Origin of the sequence: Paenibacillus glufosinatiresistens (assembly GCF_031470375.1) — a bacterium.
Classification (GTDB): Bacteria; Bacillota; Bacilli; order Paenibacillales; family Paenibacillaceae; genus Paenibacillus_AQ; species Paenibacillus_AQ glufosinatiresistens.
Genome location: NZ_JAVFHT010000001.1, coordinates 496,422 through 515,459 on the forward strand (window position 1 = coordinate 496,422; position 19,038 = coordinate 515,459).

The 19,038-nt window shown below is 61.0% G+C and carries 15 protein-coding genes; all 15 read left to right on the top strand.

Features of this window, described 5'->3' with window-relative positions; genetic code table 11:
- The first annotated feature begins 7 nt into the window (after positions 1 to 7).
- The 15 genes from RBI05_RS02255 (at position 8) to pknB (ending at position 19,031) form a co-directional block, all read left to right on the top strand.
- Complete coding sequence (locus RBI05_RS02255; RefSeq protein WP_310549975.1) at positions 8 to 2,878, top strand: calcium-translocating P-type ATPase, SERCA-type; 2,871 nt, start codon at positions 8 to 10, stop codon at positions 2,876 to 2,878.
- Between the two features lie 66 nt (positions 2,879 to 2,944).
- On the top strand, positions 2,945 to 3,781 hold the full coding sequence (dapF, locus tag RBI05_RS02260) for a diaminopimelate epimerase (protein WP_310549976.1): 837 nt from the start codon (positions 2,945 to 2,947) through the stop codon (positions 3,779 to 3,781).
- Positions 3,782 to 4,002: 221 nt separating this feature from the next.
- Positions 4,003 to 5,874, top strand: a complete 1,872-nt coding sequence (locus RBI05_RS02265) for a bifunctional homocysteine S-methyltransferase/methylenetetrahydrofolate reductase (RefSeq protein ID WP_150458407.1) — start codon at positions 4,003 to 4,005, stop codon at positions 5,872 to 5,874.
- Positions 5,875 to 5,912: 38 nt separating this feature from the next.
- Positions 5,913 to 6,797 (top strand): YicC/YloC family endoribonuclease, encoded by an 885-nt coding sequence (locus RBI05_RS02270; protein WP_310549977.1) that lies wholly within the window; start codon positions 5,913 to 5,915, stop codon positions 6,795 to 6,797.
- A 61-nt stretch (positions 6,798 to 6,858) separates the two neighbouring features.
- A complete protein-coding gene (gene remA, locus RBI05_RS02275) occupies positions 6,859 to 7,119 on the top strand; it encodes an extracellular matrix/biofilm regulator RemA (RefSeq protein WP_006209218.1) in 261 nt (86 codons plus the stop codon).
- Between the two features lie 19 nt (positions 7,120 to 7,138).
- Positions 7,139 to 7,708 (top strand): guanylate kinase, encoded by a 570-nt coding sequence (gene gmk, locus RBI05_RS02280; RefSeq protein WP_150458409.1) that lies wholly within the window; start codon positions 7,139 to 7,141, stop codon positions 7,706 to 7,708.
- A gap of 26 nt (positions 7,709 to 7,734) precedes the next feature.
- The gene (gene rpoZ / locus RBI05_RS02285) at positions 7,735 to 7,938 is read left to right on the top strand and encodes a DNA-directed RNA polymerase subunit omega (RefSeq protein WP_150458410.1); all 204 of its coding nucleotides are present in this window, start codon (positions 7,735 to 7,737) and stop codon (positions 7,936 to 7,938) included.
- A gap of 144 nt (positions 7,939 to 8,082) precedes the next feature.
- Positions 8,083 to 9,297, top strand: a complete 1,215-nt coding sequence (coaBC, locus tag RBI05_RS02290) for a bifunctional phosphopantothenoylcysteine decarboxylase/phosphopantothenate--cysteine ligase CoaBC (protein WP_310549978.1) — start codon at positions 8,083 to 8,085, stop codon at positions 9,295 to 9,297.
- A complete protein-coding gene (priA, locus tag RBI05_RS02295; RefSeq protein WP_310549979.1) occupies positions 9,297 to 11,837 on the top strand; it encodes a primosomal protein N' in 2,541 nt (846 codons plus the stop codon). Before coaBC ends, priA begins: the two co-directional genes overlap by 1 nt.
- A gap of 48 nt (positions 11,838 to 11,885) precedes the next feature.
- Complete coding sequence (def, locus tag RBI05_RS02300; RefSeq protein WP_310549980.1) at positions 11,886 to 12,371, top strand: peptide deformylase; 486 nt, start codon at positions 11,886 to 11,888, stop codon at positions 12,369 to 12,371.
- A gap of 5 nt (positions 12,372 to 12,376) precedes the next feature.
- Entirely contained in the window at positions 12,377 to 13,348 is a 972-nt protein-coding gene (fmt, locus tag RBI05_RS02305) for a methionyl-tRNA formyltransferase (RefSeq protein ID WP_310549981.1), read from the top strand.
- Positions 13,345 to 14,745, top strand: a complete 1,401-nt coding sequence (rsmB, locus tag RBI05_RS02310; protein WP_310549982.1) for a 16S rRNA (cytosine(967)-C(5))-methyltransferase RsmB — start codon at positions 13,345 to 13,347, stop codon at positions 14,743 to 14,745. The genes fmt and rsmB overlap by 4 nt, the downstream gene beginning before the upstream one ends.
- 222 nt (positions 14,746 to 14,967) lie before the next feature.
- Entirely contained in the window at positions 14,968 to 16,008 is a 1,041-nt protein-coding gene (gene rlmN / locus RBI05_RS02315) for a 23S rRNA (adenine(2503)-C(2))-methyltransferase RlmN (RefSeq protein WP_150458416.1), read from the top strand.
- A gap of 6 nt (positions 16,009 to 16,014) precedes the next feature.
- Entirely contained in the window at positions 16,015 to 16,788 is a 774-nt protein-coding gene (locus RBI05_RS02320; RefSeq protein WP_310549983.1) for a Stp1/IreP family PP2C-type Ser/Thr phosphatase, read from the top strand.
- A complete protein-coding gene (gene pknB / locus RBI05_RS02325; RefSeq protein WP_310549984.1) occupies positions 16,788 to 19,031 on the top strand; it encodes a Stk1 family PASTA domain-containing Ser/Thr kinase in 2,244 nt (747 codons plus the stop codon). The genes RBI05_RS02320 and pknB overlap by 1 nt, the downstream gene beginning before the upstream one ends.
- Positions 19,032 to 19,038 lie beyond the last annotated feature (7 nt).

Below are 19,038 nucleotides of genomic sequence, written 5' to 3' on the forward strand. Positions count from 1 at the left end.
ATTGTCCATGGAACACACAAGTTGGCACCGGCTGGGAAGAGAGGAGCTGCTGGCGCATTTTAACGTAACGCCCCAGGGCGGACTGAGTGAAGAGGAAGCCGGGAGAAGGCGCGAGGACAGCGGGTACAATGAGCTCTCGGAAGGAGAACGGCTGTCGCCGTTCACCCTGCTGCTCAACCAATTCAAGGATTTCATGGTGCTGGTGCTGATGGGAGCCACCCTGGTGTCCGGCCTGCTCGGCGAATATCTGGATGCCGTTACCATCATCGCCATCATCATTCTGAACGGTATTCTCGGATTTGTTCAGGAATTCCGGGCGGAACGCTCGCTGCGGGCGCTGAAGCAGCTGTCGGCTCCGACGGCCAAAGTGGTGCGCGGCGGCGAGAGCCGGCATGAAGCGGCGAGGATGCTGGTGCCGGGCGATATTGTCCTCCTGGAGAGCGGCGACCGGGTGCCCGCCGATGTGCGCTGGCTGGAATGCAGCAGCCTGTACACGGAGGAGTCCGCACTGACGGGCGAGTCGCTTCCCGTATCCAAGCATTCGGAGCCGATCGCTGCGGAGGAAGTGCCGCTCGGCGACCAGAAGAATATCGGCTTCATGGGGACGATGGTTACCCGCGGAACGGGCCGGGCCATCGTCGTGCGAACCGGGATGGATACGGAGATGGGGAAGATCGCGGACCTCATCCAGAGCACGGAATCCCAGGAGACGCCGCTGCAGCGGCGTCTGGAGCAGCTCGGCAAAATCCTGATCTACGTCTCGCTTATTCTCACCGTCGTCGTTGTGCTGGCAGGAATCTTGCATGGCCAGCCCGCAACCGGAATGTTCCTGGCCGGGGTCAGTCTGGCGGTCGCCGCCATTCCCGAAGGGCTGCCGGCCATCGTCACGATTGCCCTGGCGCTCGGCGTGCAGCGCATGATCAAGCGCGGCGCTATCGTCCGCAAGCTCCCTTCAGTGGAGACGCTGGGCTGCGCTTCCGTCATCTGCTCCGACAAGACCGGAACGCTGACGCAGAACAAGATGACGGTAACGCGGGTATGGACGGGCGGCCGGGTGATGGAGGTCACAGGAGAAGGCTATGCGCCGGTCGGTGCGGTTACCGACAAGGGCAGACCGGTAGAACTCAAGCATGACCAGAGCCTGCGCCGGGTGCTCCAGATCGCCGCGCTCTGCAACAATGCCGAGATTGTGGAGACCGAAGCTGAGAACAAGGCCAAGTCCAAGGCCAAGCGCAAGAGCAAAAAGAGCGGGAACAGCGAAGGAGAGGAGGGCGCCGAGGCGGTCTATTCCGGAGAGAAGGTGTGGACGCTCAAGGGGGACCCCACCGAAGGCGCGCTCATCGCGCTGTCGGCCAAGATGGGGCTGACGGCCGGCCATCTGGCCCAGACCTTTACCCGCGAGAAGGAGTTCCCGTTCGATTCCGAACGGAAGCTGATGTCGGTCATTGTCCGGCATCCGGGAGGCCGGATGGTCTGCGCCAAAGGCGCGCCCGATGTGCTGCTCGGCCGCTGCGCCTATATGCTGTGGGAAGGCCAGGTAGTGCCCTGCACGCCAACGCTCCGCCAGAAAGTGCTGGAAGCGAACGAGAGCATGGCTTCGGGCGCGCTCCGGGTGCTCGGGCTGGCTTTTCGGGAACTTCGCTCCGGCGAGAAGAGCGAGACCGACAAGGAGACGGAATCCCAGCTCGTCTTCGCGGGTCTGACCGGCATGATCGATCCGCCCCGGCGCGAAGTGCGGGACGCCATAGCCGTCACGCGCCGGGCAGGGATCAAGACGGTGATGATTACCGGCGACCATGGAACGACCGCCGAAGCCATTGCCCATCAGCTGGGCATCATTCAGCGGGGGGGTTCCGTTCTGACCGGAGCCCAGTTGTCGCGCATGGACGATGATGAGCTGGATAAAATGAGCGACCATGTCTATGTGTACGCCCGGGTCTCCCCTGAGCACAAGCTGCGGATTGTGAAATCCTTGCAGCGCGGCGGACATGTGGTGGCCATGACCGGAGACGGGGTCAACGATGCGCCGGCGATCAAGGCGGCCGACATCGGCATTGCGATGGGCATTACAGGTACGGACGTAACCAAGGAAGCGTCTGCGCTTGTCCTGGGAGACGACAACTTCTCGACGATTGTCGCGGCGATTGAGGAAGGCCGAAGCATCTACGAGAATATCCGGAAGTTCATCCGCTATCTGCTGGCCTCCAATGTCGGCGAAATCCTGACGATGTTCTTCGCCATGATGCTCGGTCTGCCGCTGCCGCTGGTCCCCATCCAGATTCTGTGGGTCAATCTCGTCACGGACGGACTCCCGGCGATGGCGCTCGGCGTGGATCAGCCCGAGAAAGACCTGATGGAACACAAGCCGCGCGGTTCCAGAGAGAACATCTTCGCCCGGCGGCTGGGCTGGAAGATTATCAGCCGCGGCTTTCTGATCGGCCTGTGCACCTTGGGCGCCTTCTGGCTGACCTTGCGCTCCGATCCCGGCGATCCCGCCCGGCTGATGCAGGCGCAGAGCGTAGCCTTCGCCACCCTGGTGCTGGCCCAGCTCATCCATGTGTTCGACTGCCGCAGCTCCCGCTCGGTGTTCCACCGCAATCCCTTCCAGAATAAATACTTGGTGCTCGCCGTGCTGTCCTCGGTGCTGCTCATGCTGGCCGTCATGTATATCCCGGCCATGCAGCCGATCTTCAAGACGGTGCCGCTCGGATTCCGCGACCTCGCACTGAGCTTCGTCGCCGCCGGGATTCCGACCTTCCTCATGGGAGCGGGCAGCGTATGGAGCGGCAACCGGTTGAAGCGCCGCCATGCCGGAAGCGGACGCAGCGGAGGCAGCGGAACCAGACCGCAGGCGAAAAGTACAAAAATTTCGGCATAAAATCAATAGCATTGTCCCGCTCCTTGCGGTATGCTGTTTGCAGTTTACTGAAGGAGTGGTCGATTCATGGAATTCACCAAAATGCACGGACTCGGCAATGATTTTATCGTCGTCTTCGGGGAACGCGAGCTTCCGGACGATGCGCCGGAACTGGCCGTCAAGCTCTGCAACCGGAATTTCGGCATCGGGGCCGACGGGCTGGTCTATATTCTTCCTTCCGGGATCGGCGACTTCAAGATGCGGATCATCAACTCCGACGGTTCGGAAGCGGAGCAGTGCGGCAACGCCATCCGCTGCGTCGCGAAATATGTATATGACCACGGGCATGTAACCTCCGAGCGCATCGTAATCGAGACGATCGGGGCGGGCGCCCAGAAGGTCAGCCTAACCGTCAAGGACGGGCGCGTGGAGACGGTAACGGTGGATATGGGAGAGCCGGTACTGTCCGGTCCGCAGATTCCGGTCGCCGTTGACGCCGAGCCCGTTCTGGGGCAGCCGATTGAGGCGAACGGACGCGAGTTCCGGTTCACGGCTGTATCTATGGGCAATCCGCACTGCGTGATCTATGTCGAGGATGCGGTCAGCTTCGACCTTGAAGCCTTCGGTCCTCCGCTGGAGACGCATTCGCTCTTTCCCCGCAAGGTCAATGTGGAGTTCGCAACCGTCCGGGACCGGGAGAGCATCGATATGCGGGTCTGGGAACGCGGCGCCGGACCGACGCTGGCCTGCGGAACGGGAGCCTGCGCAACCCTCGTCTCTTCGGTTCTGAACGGACTTGCTAAACGCAGCGCCCGGGTCAGCCTGAAGGGCGGCGACCTGCATATCCGCTGGAGCGAGGAAGACAACCACGTCTACATGACCGGTCCGGCAGAAGCGGTCTTCACCGGTACGGTGGAGATCTGAACCCCCTGCCGGAGAGACCGTCGCCGGAGGGAGCGGCGAAGAGCAAGCGGGCTTCGGGGAACCGAAGTCCGCTTTTTTGGCGCGTAAAAGCCAAAGAATCGCCAATTTGGCTCCTGAATGGCAGGAAGATGAAGACAATCGTGCATTTTCCGCCAATCTCTTATCGAAGCTGCCGATTTGTGTTACATTTATAAAAATCCAAAGTCAGGGGAGGCGTCGACGTGAAGCCGGATTTGCGCAAAGCCTGGGAGAGCGGCATACTGGTCGGAGACGGTGCGATGGGCACCTTTTTGTACAATATGGGGTTCCCGGTGGGAATCTCTTATGAAGAACTCAATCTGACGCGCCCCGAGGTGATTCGGGATGTGCACAGAAGCTATATGGAAGCCGGCGCTCAGGTGCTGGAGAGCAATACGTATTCCGCGAATGAGGACAAGCTGTCGAAGTTCGGGCTGGAATCGGGCGTAGAGGCGATCAACCGGGCGGGCGTCCGCATTGCGCGGGAAGCGGCCGGCGAGACGGGCTATGTAGTCGGAGCCGTCGGTTCCATCCGCGCCGGCAAGCGGGCGAATCTCTCGGCTGCCGAGCTTAAGCGCCTGTTCGGGCGGCAGATCGGAGCGCTGCTGGAGGAGGAACCCGACGGCATTCTGCTGGAGACGTTCTATGACGTGGAGGAGCTTCACCTGGCGCTGAGAACGGTGCGGAAGCTGAGCGCTCTTCCGGTGATCTGCCAGCTGGCCGTGGACGAGACGGCGATGACGCTGGACGGGCTGACGCTGCCCGAAGCTTTCCGGATTCTGCAGGAGGACGGGGCCGACATGATCGGCTTCAACTGCCGGACGGGACCGATCGGCATCAAGCGTTCGCTCGGCACGCTTCAGGGCCAGCTGGAAGTGCCGGTCTCCGTCTATCCGAATGCCGGCGTCGCCGATTATGTGGACGGCCAGTACCGGTACGGAGCCTCCCCGGAATATTTCGGAAGCATGGCGACTGCCTTCGCCGATCTGGGCGCCCGTCTGATCGGCGGCTGCTGCGGAACGACGCCCGCGCATATTGCGGAGATCGCGGCGGCGCTGACGGACTACGAGCCGCGGCCCCTTCCGGAACCCGCTGCGTCGCCCGAGCGGGACCGGATTCGGATTCAGGAGCCGGCTGAGGAAGAAGGCGGAGACGGCGGAGAACCGACGCTGGTTGATCTGGTCCGGGAGCGGCATACGGTCATTGTGGAGCTGGACCCGCCCCGCGATCTCGACATCTCCCGGTTCCTGGACGGGGCCGAGGCGCTCCGCCGGGCCGGAGCGGACGCGCTGACGCTGGCCGACAACTCGCTGGCCGTCACGCGTATGAGCAATATGGCGCTCGGCGCGATTGCGCTTCAGAAGACCGGTCTGCGGCCCCTGATTCATATCGCCTGCCGGGACCGCAATCTGATCGGCACCCAGTCCCATCTCATGGGCTTTGACGCCCTGGGCATCGACCATGTGCTGGCCGTTACGGGAGATCCGGCCCGGTTCGGCGATCTGCCGGGCTCCAGCTCGGTCTATGATCTGACGTCTTTTGAGATTATCCGGATGATCAAACAGCTGAACGACGGAATTTCCTTCTCGGGCAAACCGCTGAAGCAGCGCGCCAATTTCGTGATTGGCGCAGCGTTCAACCCCAACGTGAAGCATCTGAACAAGGCCGTGGAACGGCTGGAGAAGAAGATTGCCTCCGGCGCCGACTATATTATGACCCAACCGGTCTACGATCCCGAGCTCATCGGCCGTATCGCCGATGCGACCGCCCATCTGAATGTGCCGATCTTTCTGGGCATCATGCCGCTCGCCAGCGGCCGCAATGCCGAGTATCTGCACAATGAGGTCCCGGGCATCCAGCTCTCGGACGAGGTTCGCCGGAGAATGGCGGGGCTTGAGGGCGAAGCCGGACGGGCGGAGGGCGTCGCCATTGCCAAGGAGCTTCTGGACGAAGCCATGAAGCGGTTCAACGGCATTTACCTGATGACGCCGTTCATGTTCTATGAGATGAGCGCGGAGCTGCTGCAGCATGTATGGACCAAGACGGGGCGCCGATTGTCCCCCTTGTTTCGCTAGAAGGAATCCATTACAATAGTGTAACGGATGTGATGCCGATGTCATTTAGCATGACCGGATTCGGTCAATCCATAAGGAAATTCGGCGGTTTTACCCTGCGTTTCGAATTGAAATGCGTCAACCACCGCTACTGCGAAGTGCTGTTCCGCATGCCAAGAGAGTGGGCAAGGCATGAGGACGGACTGCGCAAGCTGGTTCAGCGTGAGATAGCCCGGGGACGGGTGGACGTCAGCATTGCCGCCGATGCGGACGAGCAGAGCGCCGGACCGGTATTGAACGAGCCGCTTGTCCGCGCCTATCTGGCCGCTGCCGAACGGCTCCGTTCCGGCTTCGGCCTTCCCGGCGACCTTACGCCGGGAGAACTGCTTCGCCTTCCCGGGGTAATGGAAGGACAAGACCGTTCCTCGGTCCTTCAGGGAGAGGCGTTTGAGACCGTGCTTCGCGACGGGCTGGAAGAGAGCCTTCGGGAGCTGGTCGCGATGCGGGCAAGAGAAGGGCGTTTTTTGTCGGAAGAGATGCTCCGCAGACTGGAAGTTCTGGAGCGGCATCTGGACGAATTGGCGGCGCTGGCGCCGTCCGTTCCGGAGGAATACCGTGACAGGCTGAGGAACCGGCTGCAGGAGCTGAGTGAAGGCGTGTTCCCCTTTGACGAGCAACGGTTTAACATGGAGGTCGCTCTATTCGCGGACCGCAGCAGCATTGATGAGGAGCTCGTACGGCTGCGAAGCCATGCCGGACAATTCCGGGATCTGCTTGAGGGCGGCGGTCCCTCGGGCCGCAAGCTGGATTTTCTCGTTCAGGAGATGAACCGGGAAGCCAATACGATCGGCTCGAAGAGCAGCCGTCTGGAGATTACGAACCGGGTTCTCGATATCAAGAACGAGCTGGAGAAGATCCGCGAGCAGGCTGCCAATCTGGAGTAGCGGCTTTTTGCCGGCGCACGAATGAATCAAGAGTCAACCATATGGGGGGAACAACCGGAACATGGCCATTAAACTTATCAATATCGGCTTTGGAAATATCGTCTCGGCCAATCGCATCATTTCCATAGTCAGCCCTGAATCCGCTCCGATCAAGCGAATCATTCAGGAAGCCCGGGATCGGCATATGCTGATCGACGCGACCTATGGACGCCGGACCCGAGCCGTCATCATCACGGACAGCGACCATGTCATTCTCTCGGCCGTTCAGCCGGAGACGGTGGCCCACCGCCTGTCCAGCAAAGATGACGATAACGACGAATAAACGAGTGATGGAGTGTACTATGCGAAAAGGATTGCTGATTGTGTTGTCCGGACCTTCCGGAGTGGGTAAAGGAACCGTGTGTACCGCCCTGCGGCCGAGAATACCGGATCTTGTGTATTCCGTCTCGGCTACGACGCGCAGCCCCCGTGCCGGGGAGCAGGATGGCGTGAATTATTTTTTCAAGACCCGCGAGCAGTTCGCCGCCATGATCGAGAACGACCAGCTGCTGGAACATGCCGAGTACGTGGGCAACTATTACGGAACCCCGCGCGACTTCGTGGAGAAGACGCTGGAGAGCGGGCGGGACATCATTCTGGAGATTGAAGTCCAGGGCGCGCTTAAGGTCAAAGAGAAATTCCCCGAAGGCATCTTTGTGTTCCTGCTGCCTCCTTCGATGGACGAGTTGAAAGACCGGATTCGCGGACGCGGAACGGAACATGACGAAGTCATCAACCACCGCATGTCGGTGGCCGAGGATGAGATCAGCCTTATGCGTCACTATGATTATGCGGTGGTTAACGACGAGATTGATCTGGCCTGCAAGCGAATAGAAAGCATTATTATCGCCGAACATTGTAAAATCAAGTAATTCATCCGAAGTGAAGAGGTGTGCTTGTGCTATATCCGTCTATTGATGAAATGATGAACAAGGTGGACAGCAAATATTCGCTCGTGGTGGCAGCCGCCCGCCGGGCGAGACAGCTCCGCGAAGGCGCGAAGAGCGATCTGCAATCTCCGAAATCCCACAAGAACGTCGGAGTTGCTCTGGAAGAAGTGTACAAGGATCAAGTCGTCGTCGGTCACGAGGAAGAAGAATAGACCCTTCGCCGGACACGACAGGCCCGAGAGGGAGTGCGGCCGCTTCGGCGGCCCGCCCTGCCGGCCCATAGGTAGATAAGCCCGGAAGCGGGCAGATCCTGACAACCGCAAGGTTGTTATTTTTTTAGTTTGGGAGGGAAGAGGATGTTGCACGGCAAAACGATACTGCTCGGCGTCACGGGCGGCATTGCGGCCTACAAAGCGGCGGCGCTGGTCAGCAAGCTTACCCGGAAGGGCGCCAAGGTGCATGTCATCATGACGGCTTCCGCCAAAGAGTTCATCACGGAGCTTACGCTGCAGTCGCTGTCGAAACAGCGGGTCTTCAGCGATACCTTTCAGGAACGCGACCCGTCCTCCGTCTCGCATATCGACCTCGCGGATGCCGCAGATCTGGTGCTCGTTGCTCCGGCCACGGCGAATATTATCGGCAAGATGGCGAACGGAATTGCCGATGACATGCTGTCCACCACGCTGCTTGCGGTGACGGCTCCCGTTATGCTGGCTCCGGCGATGAACGTCCATATGTATACGCATCCGGCTGTGAGGAACAATCTGCGCACGCTCGCTGAACGCGGCGTCCGGATGATTGAACCGGGCGAAGGGCTGCTGGCCTGCGGCTATGTCGGCAAGGGGCGGATGGAGGAGCCGGAGACCATCGTGGCTTGTGTGGAAGCCTTCTTCGCGCAGCAGGAGAAGGAGAAGACGCTGGCCGGACGCAAGGTTGTCATTACGGCGGGCGGTACGGTGGAACGGATTGACCCGGTTCGCTATATTACAAATGATTCTTCCGGCAAAATGGGCTTCGCCCTTGCCCGGGCCGCCAGCCGGCTCGGCGCGGAGGTTACGCTCATCGCTGCGAAGACCGACGTTCCGCCGCCGCCGGACCTGAAGGTGGTCCGCGTGCAGTCGGCCGCCGATATGTATGAAGCCGTCCTTGGAGAATGGGCGGACTGCGATATTCTGATTAAGGCGGCAGCCGTCGCCGATTACCGGCCGGCGGAGCGGGCGGAGACGAAGATCAAGAAAGCGGGCGAGCGGATGACGCTCGAACTGGTCAAGACGATTGATATTCTGGAGACGCTGGGCCGTTCCAAGACGACGCAGTTTCTGATCGGCTTTGCCGCAGAGACGGGCAATGCCGAGGAATACGCGAAGGACAAGCTTGCACGCAAGAACTGCGATCTCATCGTTGCCAACGACGTGGCCGAACCGGGCGCGGGTTTCAGCGTCGATACGAACCGGGTCTCCGTCTACGACCGGAACGGACTGGTCGAGAGTCTGCCGCTGATGTCCAAGGACGACGCGGCTGAGCGCATCCTGGATATCGCCGCCCGGCGCACGGCGGGAGCTCTGCTGTAATGGACATTGCCAAAGTCATCGTAGACGTCCCGGTGCGCAGCACGGACCGGCCCTTTGACTATTCCGTTCCCGACGCGATGAAGGTATGGATCGAGGTCGGAAGCCGCGTGGCCGTTCCGTTCGGGCACCGGACGGTGCAGGGTTTTGTTGTGGCGCTGGAATACGGCGACGTTCGGACTGTACCCGGCCTCAAGCCGGTTCAGGAGGTATTGGATTTGATGCCGCCTCTGTCGCCGGAGCTTGTGGAGCTGGCGGATTGGATCAGCGAACGCTATGCCTGCCGCAAAATCTCCGCGCTCCAGGCCATGCTGCCAACGGCGCTCAAGGGAAAGGCTGAACGGCTCATTTCGCTGGGCGACGAGGAAGCGGAGCCCGATGCGGCCATCTTTCCGGATGAGGAATGGCTGCCGATGTTCCCGGGACCGGGAAAGGAAGAGCGCGACATTGCAGAATTTGTCCGCCGGAGCGGCGAAGTGTCGATGAAGCAGCTAGCCCGGGCGTTCCCGAGCGGCGCGGAGACCGTCAAGTTCATGCTGCGACGCGGCGTGCTGAAGGAGAGCCAGTCGATCAAGGATAAGCTTGGCAAAAAGAAGTTGAAGGCTGTAGATCTGGCCGTAGACCCGGAGGCGGCGCGCGATGCGCTGGCTTCCTTCCCGGCCCGTTCCGCCCGGCAGAAGGAAGTGCTGTCTTATCTGATCGACCTGGAGGCGGTGCTGCCGATGCCGCTGAAGGACGTGTTGGCCGCGCTGCAGGTCACGGCGGGAACCGTCAAGGGCTTGGAGGACAAGGGTCTTGTCGAAATCACCGAGATTGAAGTGTACCGGGACCCCTACCGGGGCCGGGACTTCAAGCCGAGCACGCCGCTTGCGCTGACCGAAGAACAGCAGGCCGCCTACGATCCGATCGCGGCCGCCGTCGAAGAGCGCAGACATGAAGTCTTCCTGCTGCACGGTGTAACCGGGAGCGGGAAGACGGAGATTTATCTGCAGACGATCCAGCGCTGCGTGGACCAGGGAAGACAGGCGGTCGTGCTGGTCCCGGAAATATCGCTGACTCCGCAGATGGTCGAACGCTTCAAGAGCCGGTTCGGCAGCGGCGTGGCCGTGATGCACAGCCGGCTGTCTTCAGGCGAACGCTATGACGAATGGCGCAAGATCCGGGAAGGCAAGGCATTCGTCGCGGTCGGAGCGCGTTCGGCCGTATTCGCGCCTTTCTCCAATCTGGGTCTGGTAATTATTGATGAAGAGCATGAGACCTCCTATAAGCAGGAGGAGCACCCGCGCTACCATGCCCGGGATGTAGCCGTCCGGCGGGCCGAGCAGGGGGACGCGGTCGTCGTGCTGGGCTCGGCCACGCCTTCGCTGGAGAGCTATTACGCCGCCCGGTCCCAGAGCGATATCCACTTCGCTCCCCGGCTGCTGACGATGTCCACACGGGCGCTCGGCAACGCGCTGCCCCGCGTGGAGATCGTGGATATGCGCGAGGAGCTGAAGGAAGGGAACCGCTCGATGTTCAGCCGCGGGCTGCACAGCGCGCTCGCCGCACGGCTCGAGCGGGGCGAGCAGACGGTGCTGCTCCTGAACCGGCGCGGCTTCTCGACCTTCGTCATGTGCCGCTCCTGCGGCTACGTGGCCGGATGTCCGAACTGCGATATCTCGCTGACTTATCACAGCCGCAGCGACAATCTGCGCTGTCATTACTGCGGTCATGCCGAGCCCTCGCCGCAGGTCTGCCCGGAATGCGGGAGCGAGCACATCCGCTTCTTCGGGACGGGGACCCAGCGGGTCGAAGAGGAACTCGGCAAGCTGTTCCCGGGCATCCGGGTCATTCGGATGGATGTCGATACGACGACGGAGAAAGGCTCGCACGAGAAACTGCTTGCCGGCTTCCGGGACAAGAAGGCTGATGTTCTGCTCGGGACCCAGATGGTCGCGAAGGGACTTGATTTTCCGGATGTCACCCTGGTAGGAGTCATTACGGCCGATTCCGCCCTGAACCTGCCGGATTTCCGGGCCGCGGAGAAGACGTTTCAGCTCCTCACCCAGGTAGCCGGACGGGCGGGCCGCCATGTGCTGCCCGGCGAAGTGCTGATCCAGTCGTATACGCCGGATCACTATTCGATCATTCATGCCTCCGGGCATGATTATGACTCTTTTGTCCGCGACGAGCTGAGGCACCGGAAGGAAATGCATTACCCGCCTTACTGCCGGCTTATTCTCGTTACGCTGTCGCATGAAGAAATGTCGGTGGCGCTTCGGATGGCGGAGAATCTGGCTTTGAATTTGCAGGGCCGGGCCCGCCAGCGCCGCTGGTTCGGCAGTCTCGACAAGCTGTCTTCGGACGCCCTGGATCTCCTGGGGCCGGTGGCCTCGCCGATTCCGCGCCTGAAGGGCCGCTACCGCTTCCAGTGCATCGTCAAATGGAGAGGCTCGATCGACGCGATCGGCCTTACGCGGGAAGTGGCGGACGAGCTGGAGGATTCAGCCCGGGACAGCGGGCTTCAGATTGGCATTGATGTGGATCCGCAAATGATGATGTAATGGAAATAAAAGGAATTTGGAACGACAGGAAAGGTGGACCAGAGACTTATGGCAATCCGTTTGATCGTAATTGAACCCGACGACGTCCTGCATAAGACGGCTAAGGAGGTTACCAAAATCACGCCCAATGTCCAGAAGCTGCTGGACGACATGGCGGACACGATGTACGATGCCGAGGGCGTGGGCCTGGCTGCGCCGCAGGTCGGCATTCTCAAGAGGCTGATTGTTGTCGACGCCGGTGATGAACATGGACTGATCCAGATGATCAATCCCGAGATTCTATCCAAGGAAGGCGAACAGTTCGGACCGGAAGGCTGTCTCAGCATCCCCGGCCTGAACGGAGATGTCCGCCGCGCCGAGACGGTGACCGTCCGCGGCCTGGACCGGGAAGGCAAGGAGCTCACCGTTACCGGCAGCGGTCTGCTGGCCCGGGCTTTCCAGCATGAGATCGACCACCTGAACGGCGTGCTGTTCACGGATATTGCCGAGAAGGTGTACGAAATGAAGCCGGATACCAACGGCTCCGGGGAGTGAGCAGCGTGAGAATCGTATTCATGGGCACGCCGGCTTTTGCCGTGCCGAGCCTGAAGATGCTGGTGGAAGAGGGATACGACGTCGTTGCCGTCGTGACCCAGCCGGACCGGCCGCAGGGCCGCAAAAAAACGCTGACGCCTTCTCCCGTGAAGACGGCTGCGCTGGAGCTCGGTCTTCCGGTGCTGCAGCCGGAGCGGCTGCGCCGCCTGGAAGGCGTTGCGGAGCTCGCCGCCTGCAAGCCGGACCTGATTGTTACGGCCGCGTACGGCCAGATTCTGCCGAAGTCCGTGCTGGACATGCCGCGCCTCGGCTGCGTCAATGTCCACGGCTCGCTGCTGCCCAAATACCGCGGAGGCGCCCCGATTCAGCGCGCAATTATCAACGGCGAATCCGTGACCGGCGTCACGCTGATGTATATGGCCGAGGGCCTGGATACGGGCGATATGATCGCCAAAATCGAGGTGCCGATCCTGGATGAGGATACTTCCGGCACGCTCTTTGAGAAACTGAGCGAAGCCGGCTGCGCGCTCCTGCGGGAGCAGATGCCCCGGCTGCTGGCCGGCCCGGTCGAGGCACAGCCGCAGGATGAGCTGGCGGCGACGTATGCGCCGAATCTCAGCCGCGGCGATGAGCGCATCGACTGGACGGCTTCGTCGCGCTCCGTCTATAACCGCATTCGCGGACTGGTGCCTTTCTCCGGCGCCTTTACGCTCTGGAACGGAGAGACGTTCAAGGTCTGGGCCGCGGCGAATCCGGGAGAGATGCCGCTGTCGGGCGCGGTACTGACCGAAGACGGTTCGGGGAAGGCCGAATCGGTACCCGGCACGGTACTGAATGCCGGTCCTTCCGGGATTGAAGTCCGCACGGGCGACGGCAGCCTACTGCTGCTTACCGTTCAGCCTGCGGGCAAGAAGGCGATGTCTGCGGCCGATTTCGCCCGGGGCGGCATCATGAAGCCCGGAACGGTGCTGGAATGACGCCGTCCGAGCGCCGCAGCGGCGCTGCCGGGCGGAGCGGCAGAGAAGCGACGGCGCGCAGCGTGGCGCTGGACGTGCTGATCCGGGTCGAGACCAACGGAGCTTACAGCAATCTGCAGCTCAACAGCAGTCTGCAGAAGGCCGGCTTGTCCCGCGAAGATGCGGGCCTTACGACCGAGCTGGTGTACGGAACCATCTCCCGGCTGAACACGCTGGACTACATTCTGGCCGGCTTCGTGAAGAAGGGCCTGAGCAAGCTGGAACCCTGGGTGCGCTGTCTGCTGCGGATGAGTCTGTATCAGCTGGTCTATCTGGACCGCGTCCCGCCGCATGCGGCGGTGAATGAAGCGGTCCGGCTGGCGAAGCAGCGCGGGCACCAGGGCATTTCGGGAATGGTGAACGGCGTGCTGCGCAGCGCGCAGCGGGCCGGCCGTCTTCCGGTGCTCCCTGATGACGCCGGAGAAGCGCTCCGGATTGCCCTGACCCACTCCCATCCCGAGTGGATGGTGCGGGAGTGGATGGAGCAGTACGGAGCGGAGAAGGCGGAGGCGATCTGCCGGGCCAACAATGAGCCGCCGGCCGTCAGCGTTCGGGTCAACACGACGATGACGACCCGGGAGCGGCTTCTGGATGAGATGAAGCGCGAGGGCCTTGACGCGTCGGCATCGGCGGTCAGTCCCTACGGCATCGTCGTCCGCGGCGGCGGCAATCTGGCGCTGACGAACTGGTACAAGGACGGCCTGCTCTCCATTCAGGATGAGAGTTCGATGCTGGTCGCCGAAGCGGTGGCTCCCGAGCCGGGCATGAATGTGCTGGACTGCTGCTCCGCGCCCGGCGGCAAAACCTCGCATCTGGCCGAGCTGATGCTCGACCGGGGCCGGGTGGTCGCCTGCGACCTGCACCCGCACAAGACGGAGCTGGTCCGGGACCAGGCTGCCCGCTTAGGGCTGGAGGCCGTCGAGACGCGGGCGGCCGATGCGCTGCGGCTCGGAGAGAGCTATGAGGAAGGAACCTTCGACCGCATTCTGCTGGATGCGCCGTGCTCGGGTCTTGGGGTCATCCGGCGGAAGCCGGACCTTAAATGGACCAAGTCGCCCGAGGACACCGCGGCCATTGCGGAGCTGCAGCGCGGTCTGCTGGATGCCGTCTGCCGCCTGCTGAAGCCGGGCGGCCTGCTTGTCTACAGCACCTGCACGATCGAATCGTCCGAGAATGAAGAGCAGGTCCGCCGCTTCCTGGACCGGCATCCCGACTTTGAAGCGGCGGACCGGGGAAGCCGCCTGGCCAGCCGCATGGAGGACAAGCTCCGCGGCGATGCTCCCGGCCTGCAGATTCTTCCGCAGGACTACGGCAGCGACGGCTTCTACATTGCTGTATTGAAGCGGAAAGCGGAGTAGGCGCGGAATTTCCGCCGAATTAGACGGATGTGAGGAGAGGCGCCGCGCCGCGCTTCTGCAAGCGCCGGGGGCGGTCACCGGATTACCGGGACCGCCTTCCGGTTTTTTTGTGCCGGCCCCGCAAGGCCGTGCGATTTTTTACCGAATCCGAGATTTATGGTAGAATAGGCAAGATGGAAGCCTCCATCCGAATAAACTGCAGAAAGAACAGGTGCGACATCCATGAAACCTTTAATATATGAGTATACGCTGGAGGAACTGCAGCAGTGGGCGAAAGATCAGGGGCAGCCGGCTTTTCGCGGCGGCCAGATTTTTGACTGGCTCTATGTGAAGCGGGTCCATTCCTTTGAAGAGATGACCAATCTGCCCAAAGTCCTCCGCGAGCAGCTTGCCGAGCAGTTCAGCATGGACGCGCTCAAGGAAATCACGAAGCTGGAATCGAAGGACGGTACGGTCAAATTCCTCTTTGGCCTGCACGACGACCACGCTATCGAGACGGTCATCATGAAGCATAATTACGGCAACAGCGTCTGTGTCACGACACAGGTCGGCTGCCGGATCGGCTGCACGTTCTGCGCCTCCACGCTGGGCGGACTGAAGCGGAATCTGACGGGCGGAGAAATTATCGCCCAGGTCGTGCGCTCGCAGCAGATTCTTGACGCCCGGGGCGAGAGAGTCAGCAGCATCGTCATCATGGGAACGGGCGAACCGTTCGAGAACTACGACGAGACGATGAAATTCCTGCGGATGATGATTCACGAGAAGGGACTCCATATCGGACAACGGCATATTACCGTCTCGACGAGCGGAATTGTGCCGAGCATTTATAAATTTGCGGACGAGGACACTCAGATCAATCTGGCCATCTCGATCCATGCCCCCAACGACGCGCTGCGCTCGAAGCTGATGCCGGTCAACCGGCGTTATCCTTTTGACGAAGTCATGGAATCGCTGCGCTATTACCAGGCAAAGACGGGCCGCCGGATCAGCTTCGAATACGCCTTGATCGGCGGCGTCAACGACCAGCCCGAGCACGCGGAAGAGCTGGCCGGAGTGCTGAAGACGATGCTGTGCCATGTGAATCTGATTCCGGTCAACCATGTGCCGGAACGGAAATACGTCCGGACCTCCCGCAACGATATTTTTCAGTTTCAGCGGATTCTGGCCGACAACGGCGTGAATGTCACCATTCGCCGGGAACAGGGCCACGATATCGCGGCGGCGTGCGGACAGCTCCGCGCCAAACATTTGGAGTTGAGGTGATGGGTAGTGATCAGAACGGTTCATGTCAGCGATATCGGCCGTGTGCGCTCCGTTAATGAAGATTCGGTATGGAGCGGAACGACCGGAGAAGGGTATACCCTCGGCATTATCGCCGACGGAATGGGCGGGCATCTGGCCGGAGATACGGCCAGCCGGCTCGCGCTGGAGACGGTCAGGGAACGGCTGACCGCTCTCCCCGCCGGCCTTTCCCAGGAAGATCTGGGCTCGGCCATGAACGAAGCGATCCTAACAGCGAATGCGGTTGTCCACGACAAAGCGGCGAGCGACGAGAAGTACCATAATATGGGTACGACCGTCGTTTCGGTGCTTTTGGCGAACGGTGCGGGCTATATCGGCCATATCGGGGACAGCCGGGCGTACATAGTAAGAGAGGGTCAGGCCGTTCAGCTCACCGAGGACCATACGCTCGTCAATGAGCTGTATAAGAACGGCCAGATCAGCGCGCAGGAGCTGAATACGCACCCGCGGCGCAATGTGCTGATCCGGGCGCTGGGCACGGATGCCGACATTATCGTGGATCTGATCCCGGTGACGCTCGCGCCGGGCGAGACGATCCTGCTCTGCAGCGACGGACTCAGCAACCATGTCAGCAAAGAGAATCTCGGCAAAGTGGCGGGAATCCGGGAGATTACCCTGGAGGAGCGGGCCGAGCGCCTGCTTCAGCTTGCGCTGCTCTCGGGAGGAAGCGACAACATCTCGGTTGCCATGCTTGAACATCATGAGGAGGCCGCGGTGCCCGAAACGAAGGAGTGGAAGTGATGATCGGTCACGAGTTAGGCGGTCGTTACCAAGTCATCGAGCGAATCGGCGGAGGAGGGATGGCGCTCGTCTACCGGGCGCACGATATTCTGCTCAACCGCAACGTCGCCATCAAAGTGCTGCGCAGCCAGTTTGTGCACGACGAGGAGTTTATCCGGCGCTTCCGAAGGGAGGCCCAATCGGCGGCTTCGCTCTCCCATCCCAACGTGGTCAGCATTTACGACGTGGGGCAAGAGGACGAAATTCATTATATTGTAATGGAATATGTGGAAGGCAAGAACCTGAACGAGATTATCAAGGAGAGGGCTCCGCTTCAGGTCGATGAGTCGATCCGGATCGCATCCCAGATCTGCGACGCGCTCGATCACGCCCACCAGAACCAGATTATTCACCGGGATATCAAGCCCCATAATATACTGATCGGACGGGGCGGACGGGTGAAGGTGACGGACTTCGGGATTGCCCGCGCGGTAACCTCCACGACCATTACCCAGACGGGTTCGGTCGTCGGGTCGGTCCACTATTTCTCGCCGGAGCATGCCAAAGGCGTCGCCACGGGCGAGAAGTCCGATCTCTATTCGCTCGGCATCGTGCTGTACCAGATGCTGACGGGCCATCTGCCTTTTCTCGGAGAGAGTCCCATCAGCGTTGCGCTGAAGCATCTTCAGGAGGAATTCGAGGAGCCGAGGAAGCTCAATCCCCACATTCCGCAGAGCGTGGAGAACATCATTCTGAAATCCATGCGCAAGAATCCGGAGGAACGCTATCAGTCCGCCAAGGAAATGCTTCAGGACTTGGAGACCTGCCTGCTTCCCGAACGCCGAAGCGAACCGAAGCTGGACTTCAGCGAAGGGGAGGACGAAGAGCGGACCCGGGTCATTCCGGCGATCAAGCCGACTCCCCGCGGCCTCGGCCAGCGGCCGAGACAGGAAGAGCGAATGGTGCGGGAAGAGACGTCTGAGAACGGCCCCAAGCGAGCCAAGTCCAAAGTAAAACCGATCATCTGGATTGCACTGGCCCTCGTGCTGCTGCTGGTAGCCATGTCCGGCGTAATCTGGTACGTCAACAACAAGCTGTCCGTTCCGGAGGTCAAGGTGCCGAAGTTAACGGAGATGAAGCTGGACGATGCCAAAGCCAAGCTGGAGGAGCTCGGTCTCGTCCTGACGATGCCGGTCTCGACCAACTACAACGCCAAGTATGATCAAGGCATCGTGCTGCTGCAGAGCCGGGAGCCCGATTCCGTAGTGAAGAAGGGAACGGAGATTGCACTGACGGTCAATACGGCCAAACCGCTGTCGAAGATTCCCGACCTGACCGGCAAGACGTTCGAGGAAGCGGCGGCGCTGCTGACGGAACAGGGCGTTGACCAGAGCCGGATTACCCGGGATGAAGAGTACAGCGCCGATTACTCGCCCGGCCAGGTTATCCGTCAGAATCCGGTCGGCAATTCGGAATATGACCCCGATGCCGCTACCGTCTCGCTGGTGGTCAGCAAAGGGCAGGAGAGCGTAACCATGCCGGAACTCAGCGGGCTGACCGAGCGGGAGGCGAAGCGCAAGCTGGAAGAGAACGGACTGGTACTGGGCGAAGTGAAGAACGAGTCCAGCTTCTCGGTCGAGGAAGGCAAGGTCGTGAAGCAGTGGCCGTATGACAAGGGAGTCTCGGCGCCTCCGGGCAGCGAAATTACGATCTATGTCAGCACCGGCTATCCGCCTGAAGCGTTGGAATACACCTTTAATCTGCCGGTATCCCCAGCGAAGGAAGGCAGCAGGACGAAGATCCGGATCGAGTATGCCGACGCGAGAGCGGGCGGCGAGAAGCAGGATTGGGGAACGCGCACGATCACGAAGACGCAGGTCCTGTCGGTGAATCTGGTTCTCGCTCCGAACATCGACGGGGTTGTGAATGTATACCGCGACGGTGATTTCTACGATTCCTACCCGGTAACCTATATGGATGCCAAAAATGGAACGGTTCCGATTCCGGAACCGTCGGCCGCCGAGCCGCCGCCGTCGCCGTCTGTGACGCCGACCGCAACCGCGCCGCCGTCGCCGGACCAGCCTGCCGACCCGGCGGCCGTGCCGGATGACGGGGAGCAGGACGGCGGAGAAGCGGATCAGACGGCCTACGTCCTTCCGAATGCCAATCCGAATGCCAATGCCAACAAGGCCTCGGACCATGCCAAGGTTAAGGGCAACGGCCAGGAGAAGACCAAGAACAAGGATAAGAAATCGACAGATTAAGTTCCGA